Genomic DNA, 21244 nt, shown 5'->3' on the forward strand with positions numbered 1-21244 from the left:
TGAGGGTTTGGACGGACCTGCCCGGTTTACCACCAGTGATCCGCTTCTTTAAGGTTTGCCCCTTGGGGGCCTCGACCCGGACGCTTCGCGACCGCTCATCCGGTGCCGGCCGCACTCATTTGATCATCCGACCCCGATCCATATCTGTCCAGAGGACGCCTTCGTGACCGTCACCACTTCGGCGGACCGGTCCGTAACCTACGGTTGCGTAGGTAGCATGACCGCCATGACTTCCGCGCCCGACGCCGCCGAAAGCCACAAAAACCCCGTGACCTCCGCGGCCGACGCAGTCTCTGCGGTCGCCGCCGCTACGGCTCCGCTCAAACCCAGACTGCGGGGTTGGCTGCACGCCGGAATGTTCCCCGCCGCACTCTTCTCCGGCGTCCTGCTCACCGCGCTCGCCGACAGCCCCCGCGGCCGGCTGGCCTGTGCGATCTATACACTCACCGCCTGTCTCCTCTTCGGGATCAGCGCCCTTTACCACCGCGGCAATTGGGGCCCACGAGCCGACCGCGTACTGCGCCGGCTGGACCACGCCAACATCTTCCTGATCATCGCGGGCACCTACACCCCGCTCACGATGCTGCTCGTCCCCGGCACCCGAGGACAGGTGCTGCTGTGGGCGGTGTGGGCCGCCGCCCTGGCCGGCATCGCCTTCCGCGTCTTCTGGGTGGGCGCGCCACGCTGGCTCTACACCCCCTGCTACATCGCGATGGGCTGGGCGGCCGTCTTCTTCCTCCCGGACTTCCTGCGCAAGGGCGGCATCGCCGTCCTCGTACTCGTCATCGTCGGCGGAGTCCTCTACAGCGTGGGCGGCGTGATCTACGGGATCAAGCGCCCCAACCCCTCACCGCGGTGGTTCGGCTTCCATGAGGTCTTCCACTCCCTGACCCTTGCCGCCTTCGTGGTGCACTACATCGGCATCTCGCTGGTGGCCTATTCGCACGCCTGACCCGCGCCCGACCGGCACGGCCCCACCCGCTCCGCCAACCGCCCCCGCTCTGCCCGCCCGTGGCCGCGGCTTCGACGCCGCGGCCACCTGCCATGTCAGGACCGCGACCCCGGCGAGCACCACCGCGACCACCGCCGTCGTACCACCCATCAGGAATCCCCCGACACACAGCGCCGCCACGACCGCGGCACAGACATCGATCGCTGTACGCATCCGCGCAACACTCCCTCCAAGCATCACTGACGGTGACTCTGCCCTCGTTGAAGCGTGACATACCCCACTGACAGCCAAGGGACCATCAAGAATTGACAGTCAAAATCTTTTGAGAGTTACTGTCATTTGACGCTGACTCTCGGAGGTTGGCATGGCTGTGTCCACCGGCCCGCGATCCACCGCGGCGCACCCCTCCCCGGGCCCCGGCCCAAAATCCGCGCCCGACCCCCGCCGCTGGTGGGCACTGGGCGCGCTGGTCGTCTCGATGCTCGTCCTCGGCTTCGACACCACGATCCTCAACGTCGCCCTGCCGGCCATGACCGCCCAAGTCGGCGCCGACACCGGCGAACAGCAGTGGATCGCCGACGCCTACATCGTCGTCTTCGCTTCCCTGATGCTCCCGGCCGGACTGCTCGGCGACCGCTTCGGCCGCCGCCGCATGCTCATCGCGGGCCTCGGTGTCTTCCTCGCCGGCTCCCTGCTCGGCACTCTCGCCGACGCTCCCGGCCAGGTCATCGGGGCCCGCGCGGTGATGGGCGCCGGCGCGGCCCTGATCATGCCGCTCGCGCTGTCCGTACTGCCCTCGCTCTTCGGCCCCGGCGAACGCAGCAAGGCCGTCGCCGCGATTTCCGCCGCCTCTGCGCTCGGTCTCCCGCTCGGCCCGCTGGTCGGAGGCTGGCTGCTCGACCACTTCTGGTGGGGGTCGGCCTTCCTCATCAACGTCCCACTGGTCCTGATCGGCATCCTGGCCTGCCTCTTCCTGCTCCCCGAGACCAAGGACCCCGGCGCGCCCGCGGTCGACGTCCTCTCGACCGCCCTGACCGCCGGCGGGCTGGGCGCGCTGGTCTTCGGCATCATCGAGGGGCCCGCGCGGGGCTGGGCCGACCCCGTCGTCCTGACGTCCCTGGCCGGCTCCGTCCTTCTCCTGACCGGCTTGGTCCTGCGCGAGCGCGGCCGGCCGCGGCCCATGCTCGACCTCCAGCTCCTGCGCAGGCGCGCTTTCCTGTGGAACACCGTCGCCGCGACGCTGATCACCCTGGTCCTGTCCGGCCTGATGTTCATCCTCCCCCAATACCTCCAGGCCGTTTCGGGGTACGACGCGTTCGGCACCGGCCTGCGCATGCTGCCGATGATGGCCGGACTGCTGGTCGCGTCCAAGGGCAGCGGCGCCCTGGCCGCCCGCGTCGGACCGCGGCCCGTGATCACCGGCGGGCTGGTCGTGCTCGCCGCCGCGGCCTTCCTCGGCTCCGCGACGCAGGCGGGCGACGGCTACGGCCGTACCGCCCTGTGGCTGGCCGTGGCCGGCCTCGGATTCGGCTTCGCGATCGTCCCGGCCATGGACGCCGCGCTGGGCATGCTGCCGCGTGAGCGGGCCGGCAGCGGCTCCGGACTGCTGCTGACGGTACGGCAGTTCGGCGGCGCGCTGGGCGTGGCCCTCCTGGGCAGCCTGCTGGCCGGCGCGTACACCGGCCGTCTGGACACCGGCGGACTGCCCGCGCCGGCGGCCGGGGCCGCGCGGGACTCGATCGTCGGCGCGCACCTGGTGGCGGACAAGCTCGGCGCCCCGCACCTGGCCGCGTCGGCGGACGCCGCGTACCTCCACGGCATGGGCCTGGTCCTGCTCGCCTGCGGCATCGCCGCCCTGGTGACGGCGGTGCTCACCGCGATCTTCCTGCCCGGTCCGCACGCCGCGGAAACCACCGACGGCGGAGAGCGGACACAGGAGAGCGCCGACGCCCGGGACGGCACCGTGGCTCCAGGGCCCTGCGATGCATGACAATGACGTCCATGGCCTCTGCACGTACAACTGCCGCACCCCGCTCCGGCGCGCCCCGGCCGGGGGCGGCGGAGCCCGGGACCCCCAAGATCGGGCTGCGGGAGCGGAAGAAGATCCAGACCCGCAAGGCGATCCGCCGGGCCGCCTACCGGCTCTTCAAGGAGCAGGGGTACGAGGCGACCCCCGTCGACCAGATCGCCGAGGCCGCCGACGTCTCCCCCAGTACGGTCTTCCGCTACTTCCCCACCAAGGAAGACATCGTGCTCACCGACGAGTACGACCAGGTGCTGGAGGACGGGCTCCGGGCCCGGCCGGCCGGCGAGCCGATGGTGACCTCCATCCGGCACGTCACCGTCGAGGCGCTGCGGCAGCTCGTCGCGGAGGACCGCAACGAGCTGATCCAGCGCATCCTGCTCGTACGGGAGGTGCCGGCCCTCCGGGGCCGTACGGCCGAGAACACCGCCCGCGACACGGACATGGTCTGCGGCGTGCTGGCGGAGCGCTCCGGCCGCGCCGCCGACGATTTGGAGATCCGGGTCGTCGCGGCGGCGATCCTGGCCGCCCTCCAGGAGGCGCTGATGCACTGGGTCACCGGCGACCACGACACGCCACTGGAAGACGTCGTCGACGGGGCCTTGGACGTCCTTGCCCGCGGCCTCACTCTCTGACGGCATCCCCTGACGGCAGCCCTCTGGCGACAGCCCCCTGACGGCAGCCCTCTGGCGACAACCGGAGAGGCCGGCTTCGCCCCTCCAGCCGTCAGGGCGTAAGGCGGGCGGTCAGCTCCCCGGGATCGGTGGTGGGCCGCTCACAGGTGAAGTTGCGGCACACATATGCCGCCGGGCGGCCGTCGACCAGCGGGCGGTCCATGAGCAGCGGAACCTCCGGCGCCCCGGGCTGCCCGAGGGCGACGACCGCGCCCGGGGCCGTACCCAGGAGGGCGGCGCGGTGCAGCGTCCGGGTGGCCGGGTCGCCGTCGGGGCCGACGACCGCGACCTCGCGCGGCCCGTCGAGCGCGGCCTCGGCGACCGCCAGCCCCCATCCGATGAAGCGCGGGGCCCGGCCGGCCAGCGCCGTGACCACCGTCAGGGCCCGCTCGGCGGCGTCCCGGTGCGGGCCGCTCCCGGTCATCGCCGCGTACGACAGAAGGGCACCGGCCGCCGCCGTCCACCCGGAGGGCGCGGCGTTGTCGGTCGGGTCCTGGGGCCGGCGGATCAGTGTCTCCGCGTCGTCCGCCGTGTCGTACAGCGAGCCGTCCTCGCTGGCGAAACGGATGAGTACGGTGTCCAGGAGAAGCCCCGCGAAGTCCACCCATACGCCCTCGCCGGTGACCGAGGCGAGCGCCAGGAAGCCTTCGGCGACGTCCGCGTAGTCCTCCAGGACACCGGCGTTGGCGCCGGCCACGCCGTCCCGGGAGGTGCGGTGCAGCCGGCCCTGTCCGTCCATGTGGACGCGTACGAGCAGGTCGGCGGCGTCCGTCGCGGCTTGTACGAGGTCCGGCCGGTCGAAGTAGGCGCCGGTCTCGGCCAGGGCCGCGATGGCCAGCCCGTTCCAGGCCGCGACGATCTTGTCGTCGCGGCCGGGGCGCGGACGTTCCGTACGGGCCGCCAGCAGCCGCTCCTTGATGGAGGCCAGCCGCTCGGCGTCGAACAGGCCATCGGTGTCCGGGAGCTGGAGGACCGAGGCACCCTCCTCGAAGGTGCCCTCGTCCGTCACGCCGAAGTAGTGGGCGGCGAGCCCGGCGTCCCGCTCACCGAGGACGGCACGCAGTTGCTCGGGCCTCCACACGTAGTACGCGCCCTCGGCGTGCCTGCCGCTGCCCGTGCCGTCGTCGCTGTCCGCGTCCAGCGCGGAGGAGAAACCTCCCTGCTCGGTACGGAGTTCGCGCACCATGAAGTCGGCGGTCTCCAGGGCCACCCGCCGGGCGAGGTCCGATCCGGTGGCCCGCCACAGATGCGCGTACGTACGGCACAGCAGCGCGTTGTCATAGAGCATTTTCTCGAAGTGCGGGACAATCCAGGACGCATCCACCGAATAGCGGGCGAACCCCCCGCCGAGCTGGTCGTAGACACCGCCGCGGGCCATCGCCTCACAGGTCGCCTGCACCATCTGGAGGGCACCCTCGGACCCCGTACGCGCATGGTGGCGCAGCAGGAACTCCAGGACCATGGACGGCGGGAACTTGGGCGCGCCGCCGAACCCGCCACGCACCGCGTCGAATTCGCGGGTCAGCCCCATGAGGGCGGCGTGCAGTTCCTCGGGCCCCGGCTGCCGCGACGCCGCCCCCGACAGCGGAGCGGACAGCGAGCGCCCCGCCAGGTCGGCCACGATCCGCCCGGCGACCTCGCCCACCTCGTCACGGCGGTCCGCCCAGGCGCTGCGTACACCCTCCAGGATCTGCCGGAAGGACGGCATGCCGTGGCGCGGCTCGGGCGGGAAGTACGTACCGAAGTAGAACGGCTCCGCATCGGGCGTGAGGAAGACCGTCATGGGCCAGCCGCCCTGCCCGGTGGCCGCCTGCACGGCCTCCATGTAGACGGCGTCGACGTCCGGCCGCTCCTCCCGGTCCACCTTCACCGACACGAAGTGCTCATTGAGCACCTCGGCCGTCACCGGATCCTCGAAACTCTCGTGCGCCATCACATGACACCAATGACACGCGGAGTAACCGACCGACAGCAGCACGGGCACATCGCGCCGCCGGGCCTCCTCGAAAGCCTCCGCTCCCCACGGCCACCAGTCGACGGGGTTCTCGGCATGCTGAAGCAGATAAGGCGAGGTCACACCAGCCAGCCGGTTCATGCGACCCAGCCTCTCACAAGGCCCGACCCCGCCGACGAGGCCCGCACGGGCCCTGCCTCGCTTGGCCGAACAGGTCGTCGTCGAACTTTTCCCGGCGCTCTTCCGAGTCAGGCGCCCCGGCATCTCGGAACAGTAGGCTGAGCGCAGCAGCGCTGGACCTTTCGAGGCTCCTCGAAGGAGGCACACCACGACCGCCGAGATGGTGGCGCCTGCGTGGATGCACACCCAGATCAGCGCGGAGCGGTACGACTCCTGGTCCGAGGAGCAGTGTGCCGGCATTGAGATCGTGGACGGAATGGTCGTCGTGAGCCCGAGCGCCTCGAAGCGGCACAACCGGCTGGCCCGGATCCTGGCCAATGCCCTGGACACCGCCGCAGGCCCGGACTGGAACGCCGATACGGACTTCGACGTCCGCCTGCAGGACGCTCCCCTGACCAATCGCCGTCCGGATGTCACCGTCTACCGTGCGGAGACCATCGACCTCGCGCCCACCCGCCCCGAGCACGTGCTCCTGGTCGTCGAGGTCGTGTTGCCCGGCTCGGAGACCACCGATCGGATCGTGAAGGTGGACCAGTACGCCAAGCCCGGCATCCCCTTCTACTGGCGGGTCGAGCAGGCCGCCACTGGCGTCCCGATCATCTACACCTATGTTCTCGATCCCGCCACCAAGGCTTACCGGGACGGTGAGATGTTCACGGGCACAGTGAAGGCCACCGCGCCTTTCTCCGTAGCGGTCGACCTTGGGGTCACGTAAGGAACGAAAGAAGCCGCCCAGCTTCCGGCGCTTGACCGGTAGCGCCACATTTTGGTTTTTCGCTGACTACTGAGATTGAACTTGTGACGTCGTGAGATGCTCAGGCAGGTCTGATGGCCGAGCCGATCTCATTCGAGGCAGCCGTCTCAGGGGTCGCTGCGGTACTGGAGTGCCGGAGGCCGCGTCGGATGCGCTGGACGAGGTGTTCGGGGTGGAGACGGCGCGGTTGAAGAGCCAGCCCCGTCGCAGACGTTGACGTTGCCTCAGACGGGCACGATCGGGCCGCCTAGCTGCTGATGGATGCGGCCAGCAGGTCGCGGTAGTCGCGCCGCGGCTGTCGCACTCGTGCGCCATCACATGGCGGCTCTCGCGAATCGGGTGCCAGGCCATCCCACGGCAGTAGGCCGAGCCGGGCAGCGCCGGAGCCGCCGAGGCCGCCGAGCAGATCAGCGGAGCATCTGCCCCTGGTCTCAGCTTCCCCGTCACTCTCTGAGCGACGGGAACGCCTACGGCCATGAATGTCCCGGCGGAAGAAGTCGTGGGAGTGGCCCGAGAAGCCCCTGGGCGGCGCGTACAGCCGCGCCGAATGGTGTGGGGACGGCGGGAGTTATCCACAGCCCTGCCGCAATCGGCACGGACGCGGAACACTGTGCGTACGAAGCCGATCTCTGCTGGAGTCTGCTGGAGGGGGAAGCGCATGCCGGGCTCACTGACTGTCCTGCGTGACGGTCATCGGGCGGAAGCGGAAGGGCTGTTGGCGCGAGCCGTCGAAGAAGAAGTACGGCGTTCGGCCGGACGGGTGGACAGGGAGGTGCTGCTCGCCCGGGGGCGCGCGGCGCTGGAGGAGCTGGCGGGATCCGCGGCGGAGGAGTACGGCGCGTACGTCCGGGCGCTGGACGAGGCGGCGGCCGGGCGGCGGACGCTGTCCGAGCGGCTGTCGCGCAAGGAGCTGGGGACGCCCGCGGTGGTGACGGCCGTGGCGGCGCTCGCGGCGTTCGGTACGGACCTGGCGTACGGCACGGGAGCCGGCGCGGCCCTTGGGGTGGGGGCCGTCGTGGTGGTGGCGGGGGCCACGGCCACGCTGGTGAAGCTGACGGCGGGCTACTGGCCGGCGGCGCACCAGCAGGCGGGGATGCGCGGGCAGCCGGGCGGGCCGGAGCAGTTACGGCTCCAGTGGCTGACGGCGCTGGAGGTACGCGGCATCCGGCCGTTCCTGGATCAGCAGCGGATGCTGACGGCGGCGGCCCGGGGCGGCGGATCGTCCGCCAAGAGCGGCGCGCCGGCCACCAAACGGATGACGCAGTGGCGCGGCGTGGACCGCAGTGCGGCGGCCCGTCAGCGCTCCGTACTGGAGCAGTCCTTCGACCATCTTCCGCTGCCCGTCGGGCCGTTCGCGGGGCGGCGGGAGCACCTGACGCGGATCGCCCGGTGGGTGCACGCCGCGCGGGCCAGTACGGCGACCCGCCCGACGGTGGTGGTGCTGCACGGCGAGCCGGGCTCGGGCCGCACCGCGCTGGCCGTGCGGGCGGCGCACCAGCTCCGGGACCAGTTCCGTGGCGCGTGCATGGTGGATCTGCGCGGGGACACCCCCGGCGAGGCGCCGCTGTCGACCAGGGACGCGTTGTTGCAGTTGCTCGACCGGCTGGGCGCGCCGCGTGAGCAGTTGCTGTTCCGCGAGCGGCCCTCCCAGGAGCAGCACGTCAAACGGCTGACCGAGCTGTATCACCAGCACGTGACAGGGGTGCCGGTGACGGTCCTGCTGGACGACGCCTCCGACCCCGCGCAGGTGCGCCTGCTGGTGCCGGACCGCTCCGACAGCCTGGTGCTGGTCACCGCCCGCGAACCCATGGAGCTGCCCGAGGACCTCCAGGCGTGGGTGCATCAGCTCCCGGTGGACGGCCTGGACCCGGCGGGGACCGAGGAACTGCTGCGCGCGGCGGCCGACGCGTCCCGGGCCGAGACGGCCGACGCCTGGGACCCCGGGGCGCTGGAGCGGATCGCCGAACTGTGTGGCGGGCTGCCGCTGGCCCTGCGGGTGGCGGGTTCCTCCCTCGGGCTGCGCACTCCCGCCGCGCTGGCCACGGCCCTGGACGCGTACGGGCCGACCGCCCCGGTGGAGCGGGCGCTGCGGCTGCGCTACACGGACCAGTCGCAGACGGCCCGGCGGCTGCTGCGCCGGCTGGCGCTGGTGGGGCGGGCCAGTCTGGGGACCGCCGCGGCGGCGGCGCTGCTGGGCGTCCAGGAGGACGAGGCCGAACGGCAACTGACGACGCTGGCGGCGGCCGGGCTGATCGAGCGGGTGCGCAACGACCGCTACCGGCTGCACACCCTCGTGCACCGTTTCGCCCACGCCCGGCTGGTGGACGAGGAGGAACCGGGCGAGCGGAGCACCGCCCAGGAGCGGCTGATCCGCAGCTACGCGGAGCTGGCGGACTCCGTGATCCGGCTCGTGGACGGCCGGACCTCCACCCGCGCCGACCGCTTCGGCTCGCACGGCTTCACGTCGCTGGACGCGGCCCTCCAGTGGCTGGACGACGAGACCGGCTTCATCACTTCCGCGCTGCGCCACGCCGACCAGGACGTGGACCAGGCAGCGGTCTCCCATCTGCTGGGCGCGCTGGCCGACTACTGCCTGCTGCGCGGGGACCTGTATCAGCTCGGTGAGCTGAGCGAGCTGACCAAGGCGGCCGATCAGGGCCTGCTCGTACGGTCCGTGCGGTGGCGTACGGGCGTGGCGGCCCGCCAACTGGGCGAACTGTCCACGGCCCGTACGACGCTCTCCTCGGTGGTCGACCTGTACTTCCAGGCGCAGCACCCGGCCGGTGCCGCCCGCGCCCTGCGGGACCTGGGCATCACGCTCCAGCAGCAGGGCAATCTGACCGAGGCGGCGGCCAGGCTGCGCGAGGCGCTGGCGATGCAGACGGAGGAGGAGCTGCAAGGCGACCGGGCGTGGACGCTGCACGCCCTGGCGGCGGTGGAACGGGACCGTGCGCGGATCCAGGAGGCGCTGGCGCTGCTGCGCGAGGCGCTGGAGCTGCACGCCCGCAGCGAGAGCCTGCACGGCCAGGCGTGGGCGCACTTCCAGCTCGGGCAGGTGTATCTGCGGATGGGTGTGGTGCCGGCGGCCGAGCGGGAGTTCCACTCGGCGATGGATCTGTACGGCCGTACGCACGACGAGCGGGGCGAGGCGTGGGCGACGACCCAGTTGGCCCGGGCCCGTTTGGTGGACGGTGATCCGGCTCCGGCCGCCGAGCGGCTGCGCCAGGCGCTGCCGCTGCACCGGCGGCTCGAAGACGCGCGGGGCGAGGCGTGGACGCTGTACTACCTGGGCCAGTCGCTGGAGGAGCGCGGTGACCAGGACGCGGCGCTGCGGCACCTGGAGCGGTCGCGGACGATGTTCAGCCGGATGCAGGACGGTTACGGGCTGGCCTGTGCCCGGCACCACTCGGGCCGGGTCACCCGTGATCTGCGGGCCGCACAGACCGGCTCGCTGCGCAACAGCGGATTCGCCCGGCAGCTCCTCCAGGACGCCCGCAAGGACTTCCACCGCATCGGCGTGCCGCACGGCGAGGCGTGGTCCTGTCTGGAGTTGGTGATCATCGACGCGGGGAACGGGCGGGCGGCGCAGGCCCTGGAGCTGGCGGACGAGGCGGCGCGGATCTTCGCCGGGTACGGCGACCGGCGCGGCGAGGACTGGGCCCGCTTCCTGCGCTGCACCCTCCTGCCGTTCGCCTCACCGGGCGGTTCGGTGGTCGGCACCGCCGTGGCCCGGGAGGAGCTGGAGCAACTGGCACAGGAGGAGCACGAGAGCCGCGACTCGAAGCTGGAGGACTGCGCCCAGGCGCTCCGGCTGCTGCTGGAGCACGGGGTCGAGCCGGAGACGGGCTGGCAGGCGTGGCAGCTCGGCATGGTCCCCAACCGTCACGCCCGGGAAGTCATGGGTGTGTCCATATCCCCGCCGAGCCCTTGAGCCGGAGCGGGGCGCAGACGGGGCAGGGGCCGGGTTCCCGGCGCACGGGCCGGCGAGCGCGGTGCCGGTGAGGGCGGTGTCGGAGGTGGGCGGTGACAGGGAGGACGGGGAGAGGGGCTCGACTGAGCGGGCAGGGTCCGGGGTACGGCCGGGCGGGCGGCATTTCTGGGAAAGCGGGAGCCGGCGGGGCGGCCGGGCGTGGCGTTCGGCCGCGCGGGTGACCCGGCGGCGGCCGGAGACAGCCGGAGACGGCCCGTGGGCGCGGCACGGCTCCGGCTTCGTACGGCGGATCCTGTCCGCCCCACGCCCGGGGCGGGGCGGAACAGGGCAGTACGGCGTCGTACGGCCCCGTCGGCGCGCCGTACGGGTTTCGAGGCGATACCGCCATGCCGCCGTGTGCGGACCCGCCGTGTGCGGGCGTGACGGCCTCGGCCACGTACGGGACGTCCCGTACGGGCACTCCGTGCCCCGCGGCGCGGGCCGCCGCGGTCCCGGGGCGGAGGCAGGAGAGCGGCAGGACGTACGGGACGTCCTGCCGTCCATTTCCTCCGGCCTACCGCCTACCGCCTACGACCTACGGCCTGAGCGGCGCTGAGTGATCAGGCCGTCTCAGGACGCCTTGGGCCGCGCGCCCTCGGCGCCCTTCGCCGAGGAGGCCGGCTGCTGCTCGGCAGCGGGGTCCGGTGCCTCCTCGAAGTCGACGTTCTTCATCCGCTTGTTCATGGACTTCATCAGCAGCCAGACGGCACCGCCGATGACCGCGAAGACGATGAAGCCAAGGACGCCGGGAGTCACCTTGTTCTTGTCAAAGCTGTCGGCAAGGCTGACGAAGTGCGTCATGGCGAGGGTGCTGGTCGCGCTCATCATGGGGTCAATTGTTGCGGATGCCCGCGAAGAGGTCGTCCTCGGGGAGGGAAGTTCCCACCAATGACTTGGCGAGCTCGTATTCCTCCGTCGGCCAGACCTCCTTCTGGATGTCCATGGGAACGCGGAACCAGCCGCCGTCGGGGTCGATCTGCGTGGCGTGGGCGATCAGCGCCTTGTCGCGGATCTCGAAGAAGTCGGCGCAGGGCACGAACGTGGTGAGGGTGCGCTCACGGCGTTCGAATTCCTTCCAGCGCTCCAGCCACTCCCCGTACGGCGACTCCATGCCACGCTCCAGCAGCGCCTCGTGCAGCGCCGTGGTGCGCGGCCGGTTGAAGCCCTGGTTGTAGTAGAGCTTCAGCGGCTGCCAGGGCTCGCCGGCGTCGGGGTACTTCGACGCGTCCCCGGCGGCTTCGAAGGCCACCATGGTGATCTTGTGGGTCATGATGTGGTCCGGGTGCGGATAGCCGCCGTTCTCGTCGTAGGTCGTGATGACCTGCGGCTTGAACTCACGGATCAGCCGGACCAGGGGCTCGGCCGCCTCCTCGACGTCCTGGAGCGCGAAGCAGCCCTCGGGCAGCGGCGGCAGCGGGTCGCCCTCGGGCAGCCCGGAGTCGACGAAGCCCAGCCACTCCTGCTTGACGCCCAGGATCTCCCGGGCCTCGTCCATCTCTTTCTTGCGTACCTCGTGGATGTGCTCCTCGATGTAGGGATCACCCTGGAGCTTGGGGTTGAGGATGGAGCCGCGCTCCCCACCCGTGCAGGTGACGACCAGCACGTCCACCCCCTCGGACACGTACTTGGCCATGGTGGCCGCGCCCTTGCTCGACTCGTCGTCGGGGTGCGCATGAACCGCCATCATTCGCAACTGCTCAGTCAAGACTCGATCCTCAGTGAAGGGCCGGAGAAGATGCCTCCTATAGTGACCGAATCGGGGGTCGTTTAATTCCGGACCCCAGCAGGAGGTTTGATCATGGCAGCGGTGCGCGAAGGACTCCCGGACGGACGTTACGGCCGCTCCTCCGACCAGCGCGCCGACCGCAAGCTGAAGATCATCGGGTCGGTGCTGGGGGTCGCGCTCCTCGGCGTGGTGGGCTGGGCCGGAGCCTCGTACATCTCCAAGCAGGACCTCAGCGGCCGGGTGATCACCTGGAAAGCGGTCTCGGACCACGCCGTCAAGGTGCATCTGGAGATCGTCAAGGGCACGGACGACAAGGGCGTGTGCACCTTGCGCTCGCAGGCCGAGAGCGGCGCCGAGGTCGGGCGCAAGGACGTCACCGTCGACCAGCGCACGGACCAGGTCGACACCGAGGTCACGATCCGTACGACGCAGCGGGCGACCAATGCCGTGCTGGTGGGCTGCACCTCCTCCGACGGCGGCTGACCGTCGGCCGGCCGACGGCTGACCGACGGCTGAGTGATGGCTGACCGACGACTGGGTGATGGGGTCGGCAGCGAGACCTGTGCCGAACCTGTAGGAGACCGGCCATGGACCGGAGGGGACCGGTCATGCCCGTTCGGCGGGCGACGCGCGGGGTGGCCCGCGCCAAGGGCGATGACCAGCGGTAACGCGTTCCTGACGGAAATCCTCTTCCCGGTCCTGCGCGGGAATTGTTAGGCTCGTGGTTTCGCCCACCCGTGAAGGCGCACCCTTCCTGGTAGGGCGTTTGATTTATCCCCAGTACCGACGAGGAGCACCTGTGACCCAGACCAGCGACAACGTCACCTGGCTGACCCAGGAGGCGTATGACCAGCTCAAGGCAGAGCTGGAGTACCTGTCTGGTCCCGCACACGCCGAGATCACCGAGAAGATCGCGGCGGCCCGCGAGGAAGGTGACCTGAAGGAGAACGCCGGGTACCACGCGGCCAAGGAGGAGCAGGGCAAGCAGAACCTTCGCATGCGCCAGCTCAAGCAGTTGCTGGAGAACGCGAAGGTCGGCGAGGCTCCCGCCGCCAGTGGTGTCGTGGCTCCCGGCACGGTCGTCACCATCGCGTTCGACGGGGACCCGGACGACACCCTGACCTTCCTGCTGGCCTCGCGCGAGTACGCCAGCTCGGACATCGAGACGTACTCCCCGCAGTCGCCCCTGGGCACGGGTGTCAACGGCAAGAAGGTCGGCGAGACCGCGGAGTACGAGCTCCCCAACGGCAAGAAGGCGTCGGTGAAGATCCTCGACGCCAAGCCGTACACGGTCTGAGGCAAAGCGACAGCAGCAGCAGCGACAGCGGCAGCAGCGACAGCGGCAGCAGCGACAGCGGCCCGGAGCATCCACGCTCCGGGCCGCTCACGTGTACATAGCGCACATGTTCCTAGCGCACGCGTTCATCGCGGGCTCTGGCATGTGTACGCGTACGTGGTATGTGTTTACGCGTACGTCAGGCCGTCGCCGACCGGTACTTGCGCACCGCGAGGGTGCGGAAGAACGCGATGATCACGACGGACCAGAGGATCGACGCCAGCACCGGGTGATCCATGGGCCAGGCGCCCGTCACCGACTTGCTCATGGCCGGCACGGTGTTGCCGAACAGCTCGCGGGCCGCCTGGACCGTGGCGCTGAAGGGGTTCCACTCCGCCACGTGCTGGAGGAACGTCGGCATGCCGTCGACCGGCACGAACGCGTTGGAGATGAACGTCAGCGGGAACAGCCAGATCAGTCCGCCGGACGTGGCCGCCTCGGGCGTCCGCACGGACAGGCCGATCAGCGCGCCGATCCAGGAGAACGCGTAGCCGAGCAGGAGCAGCAGGCCGAAGCCGGCCAGCACCTTGAAGATGTTCTCGTGCGTGCGCCAGCCGATGATCAGGGCGACGACCGCGAGCACGACCAGGGTCAGCGTGGTCTGCACCAGGTCCGCGAGCGTACGGCCGGTGAGGACCGCGCCGCGCGCCATGGGCAGCGAGCGGAACCGGTCGATCAGGCCCTTGTGCATGTCGTCGGCGATCCCCGCGCCGGCACCCGCCGTGGCGAAGGTGACGGTCTGCGCGAAGATGCCCGCCATCAGGAACTCGCGGTACGCCTGGGCGTCACCGGGCGGGGCGCCCGGGATGTTGATCGAGCCGCCGAAGACGTACGTGAACAGCACCACGAACATGATCGGCTGGATCAGGCCGAAGATGACCATCTCCGGGATGCGGGCCATACGGATCAGGTTGCGCTGGGCGACGACCAGGGAGTCGCGCACGGACCGGGCCAGGCCGCCGCGCGGGCGCGGGGTCCTGATCCCGGCCGTGTCGGTCAGCGTGCTCACTTCGCGGCCTCCTTCCGGGGCTTGCCGGCCTTACGGCCTTTCGCGCCCGCCGCCGGGTCGTCGGCGGGGACGGCGTCCGTGACGTCGGCGGGCACGGCGTCCGTGACGTCGTGCGGGCCGGCCGTACGGCCCTTCGCGCCGCCACCCGTACCGTCGCCCGTGCCGTCGCCGCTGTCCTCCCCGGTCTCGGCGGAGTGGCCGGTGAGGGAGATGAACACGTCGTCCAGGGTCGGACGGCGCAGCCCGATGTCGTCGATCTCCACGCCCCGCGTGTCCAGCTCGCGGATGATCTCGGCGAGCAGCTTGGCGCCGCCGGTCACCGGGACCGTGAGCTTGCGGGTGTGCTGCTCGATCTTGCCCTCGCCCTTGCCGAAGCCGCGCAGGACCTCGTCGGCGACGGCGATGTGCTCGGGGAGGTGGACGACGACCTCGACGCGCTCGCCGCCGGTGCGGGCCTTGAGCTGGTCGGACGTACCGCGGGCGATGACCTTGCCGTGGTCGACCACGGCGATGTCGTGCGCGAGGTGGTCGGCCTCTTCCAGGTACTGGGTGGTCAGCAGCAGGGTCGTACCGCCGGCGACCAGTTCCTTTATGACGTCCCACAGTTGCTGTCGGTTGCGGGGGTCCAGGCCCGTGGTCGGCTCGTCCATGAACATCACGGGCGGGCTGACGACCAGCGCCGCGGCCAGGTCGAGCCGGCGTCGCATACCGCCGGAGTAGGTCTTGGCGGGCCGGTCACCGGCGTCGGCGAGGTGGAAGCGCTCCAGCAGCTCCCCGGCGCGCGCCTTCGCGGCGCGTCCGCTCATCTGGTAGAGCCGGCCGACCATCGTCAGGTTCTCACGGCCGGTCAAGTACTCGTCCACGGCGGCGAATTGGCCGGACAGGCCGATGGAGCGGCGTACCTCGTCCGGGTGCTTGAGGACGTCGATACCGGCCACGACCGCCTTGCCCTGGTCGGGGCGCAGCAGGGTCGTGAGGACGCGCACGGTGGTGGTCTTGCCTGCCCCGTTCGGGCCGAGCAGACCGAGGACAGTGCCTTCGGGAACGTCGAGATCGACGCCGTCCAGTGCCCTCACGTCGCCGAAGGTCTTCACGAGACCTTCGGCGTAAATGGCGCCTGGCATGTGGGTACTCCCAATGTTTGGGTTAGTTCCAGGAGAAACATTACGTTCGTCGGACCTCGCCCGCTTGGGCAGGCATGCGTCCGCTTTGGACCACGCCGACTCAGCCCGGCGGCAGCCCGAGCACGGATACTACCCGAGACGCGATACATCGCGACACATATTCAGGAAAACGCGATAGCCGGATCGCGACGCCCCGACGGACGGTGCCGGCCGGTCACCCGGCAGTCAGTCCCTCACCGGCCGCTCGCCAGTGCCCCGGCGCTGTCCGCCGCTCACTCCATGACGAGGTAACCCGCCTCGCGCAGCGCCGCACCGACCTCGGCGCAGTGCTCCGGCCCCTTCGTCTCCAAGTGCAACTCCACCTCCGCTTCCGTGAGTCCGAGTCGTGGATCGGTCCGTACGTGGCTCACGTCGAGGACGTTGGCGTCGACCGCTGACAACACCCCCAAAAGCGTCGCCAGCGCTCCCGGCCGGTCCGTCAGCCGCAGCCGCAGCGACAGATAGCGCCCCGCGGCGGCCATGCCGTGCCGCAGGATCCGCTGCATCAGCAGTGGATCGACGTTTCCTCCCGACAGCACCGCCACCACCGGCCCCTCGAAGGACCGCGGCTGCGAGAGCAGCGCCGCCACCGGACTCGCCCCGGCCGGCTCCACGACCAGCTTCGCCCGTTCCAGGCACAGCAGCAGAGCGCTGGAAAGCTCGTCCTCGGAGACGGTACGGACCTCGTCCACCAGATCGCCAACAATTTTGAACGGCACATCGCCCGGCCGCCCCACCTTGATGCCGTCCGCCATGGTCACCGGCGACTCGATCGATACCGGCCGCCCGGCCGCCAGCGAGGGCGGGTAGGCCGCCGCGCCCGCCGCCTGCACCCCGACGATCCGTACGTCCGGCCGCAGCGCCTTGACCGCCACGGCGATGCCCGCCGCCAGACCGCCGCCGCCGATCCCGACCACGACCGTACGGACCTCGGGGCACTGCTCCAGGATCTCCAGCCCGACCGTCCCCTGGCCGGCGATGATGTCCCGGTGGTCGAAGGGGTGGATGAACACCGCGCCCGTGGCCCGCGCGTGCTCCTGCGCCGCCGCGAGTGTCTCGTCCACCACCTGCCCGTGGAGCCGCACCTGCGCCCCGTATTCACGCGTCGCCGCGACCTTGGGCAGCGGCGCCCCGACCGGCATGAACACCGTCGAGCGCACTCCCAGCAGCGAGGCCGCCAGCGCGACGCCCTGCGCGTGGTTGCCCGCGCTCGCGGCGACCACGCCGGCGGCCCGCTCCTCCTGCGACAGACCGGCTATACGGACGTAGGCGCCGCGTATCTTGAAGGACCCCGTACGTTGCAGGTTCTCGCATTTCAGGTGCACCGGGGCGCCCACCAGGGCCGACAGATGGCGGCTGCCCTCCAGGGCCGTGGACCGGGAGACCCCGGAGAGCATCTTCTGCGCTTCCCGTACGTCGTCGATGCTCACCGTCGCGCGCAGTGCACCGGTGGCGGGCGCCGCGCCGGGTTCCTCCCGGGGTTCCGCACCGGGCCTCGCTCTGGGCTCCGGGCCGGGCCCCGCACCGGGCGCGGTACGGGCGCCGGGCGCGGTACGGGGCGGGGGCGGAGGCGGACGCGGGCGCCGGGGTGGGCGCGGGCGTGGGGACGGCAGTGGACGCGTGCGGCGTGTGATCGGCCATGTAGCCAAGTCTTACAGCTCACTTCCGGGCAGGTCCGGCCGTCCCCAGGACCCGCCGCCGGCGCTTTCCGGGACCGGACCCCGATGCCTTGCGGGGCCGGGGCCGGGAGCGCTCGGGGTGGCGGTCGGGGTCCAGGTCAGGGGCGCCCCGGGACCTGATCCGCGCCCCTTCGGGGTGGGGTCCGATCCGACCCGGGGCCGGACCGGGACCGCCCTGAGGGCTAGGGCGTTTCTGATGGATCTCCGTGGAAGACGGAGCGGTGTTCGGTGCGTGCGCTCGGCGTGCGGTGTGAAGGGTCATGTGGCGGAGCCACCTGTCCCTTTGCGCCGTGCGGCGAGGGTGCGTGCCGGGCGTCGCGAGGCCGCGGAGATCCATCAGAAGCGCCCTACATCCGGTCCGCCTGTGGAACAGGCCGGAAACGCTCTGCGGGCCGGATCCGGTCCGCACCCGGCACCGGTCCGCCCCCGTCGGTTTGGGCAGCGCCGGTACGGTCCGCGCCCGGGCCGCGTACTCTGTCCCCCAATCCGTACGCATCCCATGAAGCGAGCTCCCGGCCATGCCCACCTCTTCGGACATGACGACCCACACCGACCCCGCTCTTCTCGACGCGCTGCAACATCAAGTCGCCGTCTTCGCCCGCCGCGCCGAACAGAGCCGGCTCGGCGGCGTCGGGCAGGCGCGCAACTCCATGGACCGCGCCGCCTACCTGCTGCTCAACCGCCTCGACCAGGAAGGGCCGATGGGCGTCAAGGCCCTGGCCGCCGGGATGGGCATCGACTCCTCGACCGTGACCCGGCAGGTCGCACCGCTCGTCGACTCGGGCCTGGTCACCCGCGCCTCGCACCCCGAGGACGGCCGGGCCGTGGTGCTCCAGCTCTCCGAGCGCGGCCGGACCCGCCTGGAAGAGGTACGGGCCTCTCGCCGCGCCCTGATGGCGCTGGTGACCGACGAGTGGACGGAGGAGGAGCGGGACGCCTTCTGCACGCTCCTGACGCGTTTCAACACCTCCCTCGCCACGGTCACCGCCTCCCTGCCCCCGGCGGGCCCCACCTCCTGACCCGTCCGCCCGGCCGACCGGCCCGGCCGACCGGCCCACACGCCCCCTACGGGCGGGCCTCGTCCCCGCAGGGTCGCGGCACACCCGCAGGGGCCCTGTCTTCCCGTAGGGAGCCGACCGCCCCGTAGGGGGCAGGCTTGCCCATAGGGGCCAAGCTTGCCCGTAGGGGGTTGACCGTCCCGTAGGGGCCAGACCTCCCCCTAAGGGGCTGACCGTCCCGTCAGGACCCGCCCGACCCGTAAGGGGCTGAACGGCCCGCAGGTGACCGCATCGTTCCTACGGGCCCTGCCGCGCCCTTACGCGTACGGCCGCCCTTACGGATACAGCCGCCCTCGCGGACACGGCGGCCGGCTTCCGTCGGCCCCCTTGACCGGATCGTGGCGGCTGCCGTGCTATGGAGGGCGACGGCCGGGAGGCGCTGTGCGAGAGCGGCGGGAAGCGCAAGAGCGCCGCCGCGCCCGGGAGTTCGAAGCGTACGTGGCGGGCGCGGCAGGCCGGCTGCTGCGTGCCGCCACGCTCCTCACCGGCGAGCCGGAACGCCAACCGGCCCCGGCGGCGGAGGAGTTGCTCGTGGCCGCGCTGGCCCGTACGTACGCCGCCTGGGACCGGCTGCGCGGCGAGGACCCGTACGACCGCACCCGCCAGGAACTGGCCGCCCGTTTCGCCCACACCGCCTGGCGGCAGCGCCTCCCCCGCCGCCTGCGGCACGGTCGGCACCCGCGCCGCCGCGGCGGTCTCCTGGAACGGCTCTCGCCACCGGAGCGCCTCGTTCTCGTGCTGCGCCTGTACGAGGGCGTCGCCGAGGAGCAGGTCGCCGCTCAACTCGGGCTGCCCGCCGAGCGCGTACACCACCTGTGTCTGCGTGCCATCGGGGAAATGCGCAGCAATCCCCCCAAGCCCTCGCCCGCCACCCCGTACGGCTCCCCGCCCCGGCCCCCGACCGCGCCCCTCATCGACCCCGCCCCACCGCCCGAGCCCCCGGTCGGCCCGTCACCCGGCCAATCGCCCGACCTGTCGGCCTCCCCTACGGAACCTTCGCGTACAGCAGTCACCCGCACCGGGACCGCCCGCGCCGAAGCCACCCGCACGGAAGCGCCCCGTACGGAAGCGCCCCGTACGGAATCCCCCCTGCCATGAACCTCCCGGACCGGAAGGAGGCAGAGGTGCGGCGGCTGCTCGACGGCCCGCACCCGCTCGTCCCGCCCGACCTGGCCGCTCGGGCGGCCGAGCGCGGCCGGCGGCTGCTGGCCCGCCGCCGCCTGCTGCGCCGCCTGGTCTGGCTGCTGACCCTCACGGCCCTGCTGGCACTGGTGATCTGGGTGACCGTCGACCAGCCGTGGTCACCGCCGCCGGCGATCACCACCCCTCCCGTGGAAGGGTGGTGATCACCGGACCGCCGGACTGTTCGGACCGCCGGCTGTTCGCGCCGCCGCACGCCGGACTACTCATACGGCCCGGCCGTTCGAACCGCCGGACCGCCGCTGCCGCCCGGCCCGCCCCCGGCCGTACCGCCCGGCCTACCCCAGCGCCTGGGCGAGGTCCGCCAGCAGGTCGTCCGCGGACTCGATGCCCACCGACAGACGTACGAGATCGGCCGGGACCTCCAGGGCGGAGCCCGCCGTCGACGCGTGCGTCATCCGTCCCGGGTGCTCGATCAGCGACTCGACGCCGCCCAGCGACTCACCGAGGGTGAACAGCTTCGCCCGGTTGCAGACCTCGACGGCCGCCTGCTCGCCGCCCTCGACGCGGAAGGAGACCATGCCGCCGAAGGAACGCATCTGCTTGGCGGCGGTCTCGTGGCCCGGGTGCTCCGGCAGCCCCGGGTAGTAGACCTGGGTCACCTTGGGGTGCGAGGTCAGCAGTTCGGCGATGCGCGAGGCGTTGGCGCTGTGCCGGTCCATCCGTACGGCCAGTGTCTTGATGCCGCGCATCACCAGCCAGGCGTCGAAGGGGCCGGCGATGGCACCCATCGCGTTCTGGTGGTAGGCCAGTTCGTCCCCGAGGGTGTCGTCGTTGACGACGAGCGCGCCGCCGACGACGTCCGAGTGGCCGCCCATGTACTTCGTCGTGGAGTAGACCACCACGTCCGCCCCTAGGGAGAGCGGCTGCTGGAGGTAGGGGCTGGCGAAGGTGTTGTCGACGACGAGACGCGCCCCGGCGTCCCGGGCGACATCGGCGACGGCCGCGATGTCCGTGATGCCCAGGAGGGGATTACTGGGGGTTTCGACCCAGATCACCTTCGTACGGGGCCGCAGCGCGGCTCGTACGGCCTGCGGGTCGGAGCTGTCGGCGACCGACCACTCCACCCCCCACCGCTCCACGACCTTCGCGAACAGGCGGAACGTTCCACCGTACGCGTCATTGGGGATGACGACGTGGTCGCCGGGAGTGAGAAGGGTCCGCAGCAGGCAGTCCTCGGCCGCGAGGCCGGAGGCGAAGGCCAGACCCCGGCGGCCTCCGTCCAGGGCGGCGAGGTTCTCTTCGAGGGCGGTACGGGTCGGGTTGGCGCTGCGGCTGTACTCGTAGCCGCCGCGCAGCCCGCCCACACCGTCCTGCTTGTAGGTGGACACCTGGTAGATGGGCGGTACCACCGCGCCGGTCGCCTGGTCGGGCTCCTGACCTGCGTGGATGGCGAGGGTTTCGAAATGCTGGTGGCGCTGGTCGCGCTGATCGCTCATGCCTGCCGAGGGTAGTCGCCCACACCCGGGAACTTTTCGGAACTTTCTGGTTCGCTGGATAGTGGAAACATACGAGCCATACGTACGAAACCTCGCTCACCCGCTCACCGCCCGGCCCGCCCCAGCT

16 protein-coding genes and 1 pseudogene are annotated in these 21244 nt (G+C 71.3%); 10 read left to right on the top strand and 7 right to left on the bottom strand.

Annotated elements, in window-relative coordinates; all coding sequences use genetic code 11:
- The first annotated feature begins 226 nt into the window (after window positions 1-226).
- The 3 genes from KGS77_RS12160 (at window position 227) to KGS77_RS12170 (ending at window position 3610) form a co-directional block, all read left to right on the top strand.
- Complete coding sequence (locus KGS77_RS12160) at window positions 227-952, top strand: hemolysin III family protein (protein ID WP_242580932.1); 726 nt, start codon at window positions 227-229, stop codon at window positions 950-952.
- Between the two features lie 364 nt (window positions 953-1316).
- Window positions 1317-2942, top strand: a complete 1626-nt coding sequence (locus KGS77_RS12165) for an MFS transporter (RefSeq protein WP_277994214.1) — start codon at window positions 1317-1319, stop codon at window positions 2940-2942.
- 2 nt (window positions 2943-2944) lie between these two features.
- Window positions 2945-3610 carry a TetR/AcrR family transcriptional regulator gene (locus KGS77_RS12170; RefSeq protein WP_242587430.1) on the top strand — a complete coding sequence of 222 codons (666 nt, stop codon included), beginning with the start codon at window positions 2945-2947 and terminating at the stop codon, window positions 3608-3610.
- Window positions 3611-3701: 91 nt separating this feature from the next.
- On the opposite strand, the gene KGS77_RS12175 is transcribed toward KGS77_RS12170, so the two are convergent.
- Window positions 3702-5744 (bottom strand): thioredoxin domain-containing protein, encoded by a 2043-nt coding sequence (locus tag KGS77_RS12175; RefSeq protein WP_242580933.1) that lies wholly within the window; start codon window positions 5742-5744, stop codon window positions 3702-3704.
- 199 nt (window positions 5745-5943) lie between these two features.
- On the opposite strand from KGS77_RS12175, the gene KGS77_RS12180 reads away from it, so the two are divergent.
- On the top strand, window positions 5944-6498 hold the full coding sequence (locus KGS77_RS12180; protein ID WP_242580934.1) for a Uma2 family endonuclease: 555 nt from the start codon (window positions 5944-5946) through the stop codon (window positions 6496-6498).
- 697 nt (window positions 6499-7195) lie between these two features.
- Window positions 7196-10468, top strand: coding sequence for a tetratricopeptide repeat protein (locus KGS77_RS12185; RefSeq protein ID WP_242580935.1), 3273 nt, complete (start codon window positions 7196-7198; stop codon window positions 10466-10468).
- 609 nt (window positions 10469-11077) lie between these two features.
- Here the strand turns inward: KGS77_RS12185 and KGS77_RS12190 are convergent.
- A complete protein-coding gene (locus KGS77_RS12190) occupies window positions 11078-11335 on the bottom strand; it encodes an RAMP4 family protein (RefSeq protein ID WP_242580936.1) in 258 nt (85 codons plus the stop codon).
- A gap of 4 nt (window positions 11336-11339) precedes the next feature.
- Window positions 11340-12212, bottom strand: a complete 873-nt coding sequence (mca, locus tag KGS77_RS12195; RefSeq protein ID WP_242580938.1) for a mycothiol conjugate amidase Mca — start codon at window positions 12210-12212, stop codon at window positions 11340-11342.
- Between the two features lie 93 nt (window positions 12213-12305).
- Here mca and KGS77_RS12200 point away from each other — a divergent pair, with 93 nt between their 5' ends.
- Window positions 12306-12716, top strand: coding sequence for a DUF4307 domain-containing protein (locus tag KGS77_RS12200; protein WP_242580940.1), 411 nt, complete (start codon window positions 12306-12308; stop codon window positions 12714-12716).
- A gap of 316 nt (window positions 12717-13032) precedes the next feature.
- On the top strand, window positions 13033-13530 hold the full coding sequence (gene greA, locus KGS77_RS12205) for a transcription elongation factor GreA (protein ID WP_242580942.1): 498 nt from the start codon (window positions 13033-13035) through the stop codon (window positions 13528-13530).
- A 178-nt stretch (window positions 13531-13708) separates the two neighbouring features.
- On the opposite strand, the gene KGS77_RS12210 is transcribed toward greA, so the two are convergent.
- The 3 genes from KGS77_RS12210 to ilvA all read right to left on the bottom strand — a co-directional run bounded on the left by KGS77_RS12210 (window position 13709) and on the right by ilvA (window position 17138).
- Window positions 13709-14578, bottom strand: coding sequence for an ABC transporter permease (locus KGS77_RS12210; protein WP_242580944.1), 870 nt, complete (start codon window positions 14576-14578; stop codon window positions 13709-13711).
- Window positions 14575-15702, bottom strand: coding sequence for an ATP-binding cassette domain-containing protein (locus KGS77_RS12215; protein ID WP_242580946.1), 1128 nt, complete (start codon window positions 15700-15702; stop codon window positions 14575-14577). The genes KGS77_RS12210 and KGS77_RS12215 overlap by 4 nt, the downstream gene beginning before the upstream one ends.
- A gap of 272 nt (window positions 15703-15974) precedes the next feature.
- A complete protein-coding gene (gene ilvA, locus KGS77_RS12220) occupies window positions 15975-17138 on the bottom strand; it encodes a threonine ammonia-lyase (protein WP_242587431.1) in 1164 nt (387 codons plus the stop codon).
- An 800-nt stretch (window positions 17139-17938) separates the two neighbouring features.
- Here ilvA and KGS77_RS12225 point away from each other — a divergent pair.
- The 3 genes and pseudogenes from KGS77_RS12225 to KGS77_RS12235 all read left to right on the top strand — a co-directional run bounded on the left by KGS77_RS12225 (window position 17939) and on the right by KGS77_RS12235 (window position 19824).
- The gene (locus tag KGS77_RS12225; RefSeq protein WP_242580949.1) at window positions 17939-18439 is read left to right on the top strand and encodes a MarR family transcriptional regulator; all 501 of its coding nucleotides are present in this window, start codon (window positions 17939-17941) and stop codon (window positions 18437-18439) included.
- A gap of 420 nt (window positions 18440-18859) precedes the next feature.
- A pseudogene (locus KGS77_RS12230) lies at window positions 18860-19324 on the top strand (sigma factor-like helix-turn-helix DNA-binding protein); the annotation flags it as partial.
- Between the two features lie 248 nt (window positions 19325-19572).
- Complete coding sequence (locus KGS77_RS12235; RefSeq protein WP_242580950.1) at window positions 19573-19824, top strand: hypothetical protein; 252 nt, start codon at window positions 19573-19575, stop codon at window positions 19822-19824.
- A gap of 132 nt (window positions 19825-19956) precedes the next feature.
- Here the strand turns inward: KGS77_RS12235 and KGS77_RS12240 are convergent, their stop codons facing one another.
- Entirely contained in the window at window positions 19957-21117 is a 1161-nt protein-coding gene (locus tag KGS77_RS12240) for a cystathionine gamma-synthase (RefSeq protein WP_242580951.1), read from the bottom strand.
- Between the last annotated feature and the right edge of the window lie 127 nt (window positions 21118-21244).

The sequence above is a fragment of the Streptomyces sp. MST-110588 genome, from assembly GCF_022695595.1.
Lineage (GTDB): Bacteria > Actinomycetota > Actinomycetes > Streptomycetales > Streptomycetaceae > Streptomyces.

What these genes read in the sequence shown, in the direction of transcription:
- KGS77_RS12170 (WP_242587430.1), top strand. Translation starts at nt 2,945, where the DNA reads ATGACGTCCATGGCCTCTGCACGTACAACTGCCGCACCCCGCTCCGGC.
- KGS77_RS12180 (WP_242580934.1), top strand. Translation starts at nt 5,944, where the DNA reads ATGGTGGCGCCTGCGTGGATGCACACCCAGATCAGCGCGGAGCGGTAC.
- ilvA (WP_242587431.1), bottom strand. Translation starts at nt 17,138, where the DNA reads ATGCTCTCCGGGGTCTCCCGGTCCACGGCCCTGGAGGGCAGCCGCCAT.
- KGS77_RS12225 (WP_242580949.1), top strand. Translation starts at nt 17,939, where the DNA reads ATGCCCACCTCTTCGGACATGACGACCCACACCGACCCCGCTCTTCTC.
- KGS77_RS12190 (WP_242580936.1), bottom strand. Translation starts at nt 11,335, where the DNA reads ATGATGAGCGCGACCAGCACCCTCGCCATGACGCACTTCGTCAGCCTT.
- KGS77_RS12200 (WP_242580940.1), top strand. Translation starts at nt 12,306, where the DNA reads ATGGCAGCGGTGCGCGAAGGACTCCCGGACGGACGTTACGGCCGCTCC.
- KGS77_RS12160 (WP_242580932.1), top strand. Translation starts at nt 227, where the DNA reads ATGACTTCCGCGCCCGACGCCGCCGAAAGCCACAAAAACCCCGTGACC.
- KGS77_RS12235 (WP_242580950.1), top strand. Translation starts at nt 19,573, where the DNA reads ATGAACCTCCCGGACCGGAAGGAGGCAGAGGTGCGGCGGCTGCTCGAC.
- KGS77_RS12240 (WP_242580951.1), bottom strand. Translation starts at nt 21,117, where the DNA reads ATGAGCGATCAGCGCGACCAGCGCCACCAGCATTTCGAAACCCTCGCC.
- KGS77_RS12165 (WP_277994214.1), top strand. Translation starts at nt 1,317, where the DNA reads ATGGCTGTGTCCACCGGCCCGCGATCCACCGCGGCGCACCCCTCCCCG.
- KGS77_RS12175 (WP_242580933.1), bottom strand. Translation starts at nt 5,744, where the DNA reads ATGAACCGGCTGGCTGGTGTGACCTCGCCTTATCTGCTTCAGCATGCC.
- KGS77_RS12185 (WP_242580935.1), top strand. Translation starts at nt 7,196, where the DNA reads ATGCCGGGCTCACTGACTGTCCTGCGTGACGGTCATCGGGCGGAAGCG.
- KGS77_RS12215 (WP_242580946.1), bottom strand. Translation starts at nt 15,702, where the DNA reads ATGCCAGGCGCCATTTACGCCGAAGGTCTCGTGAAGACCTTCGGCGAC.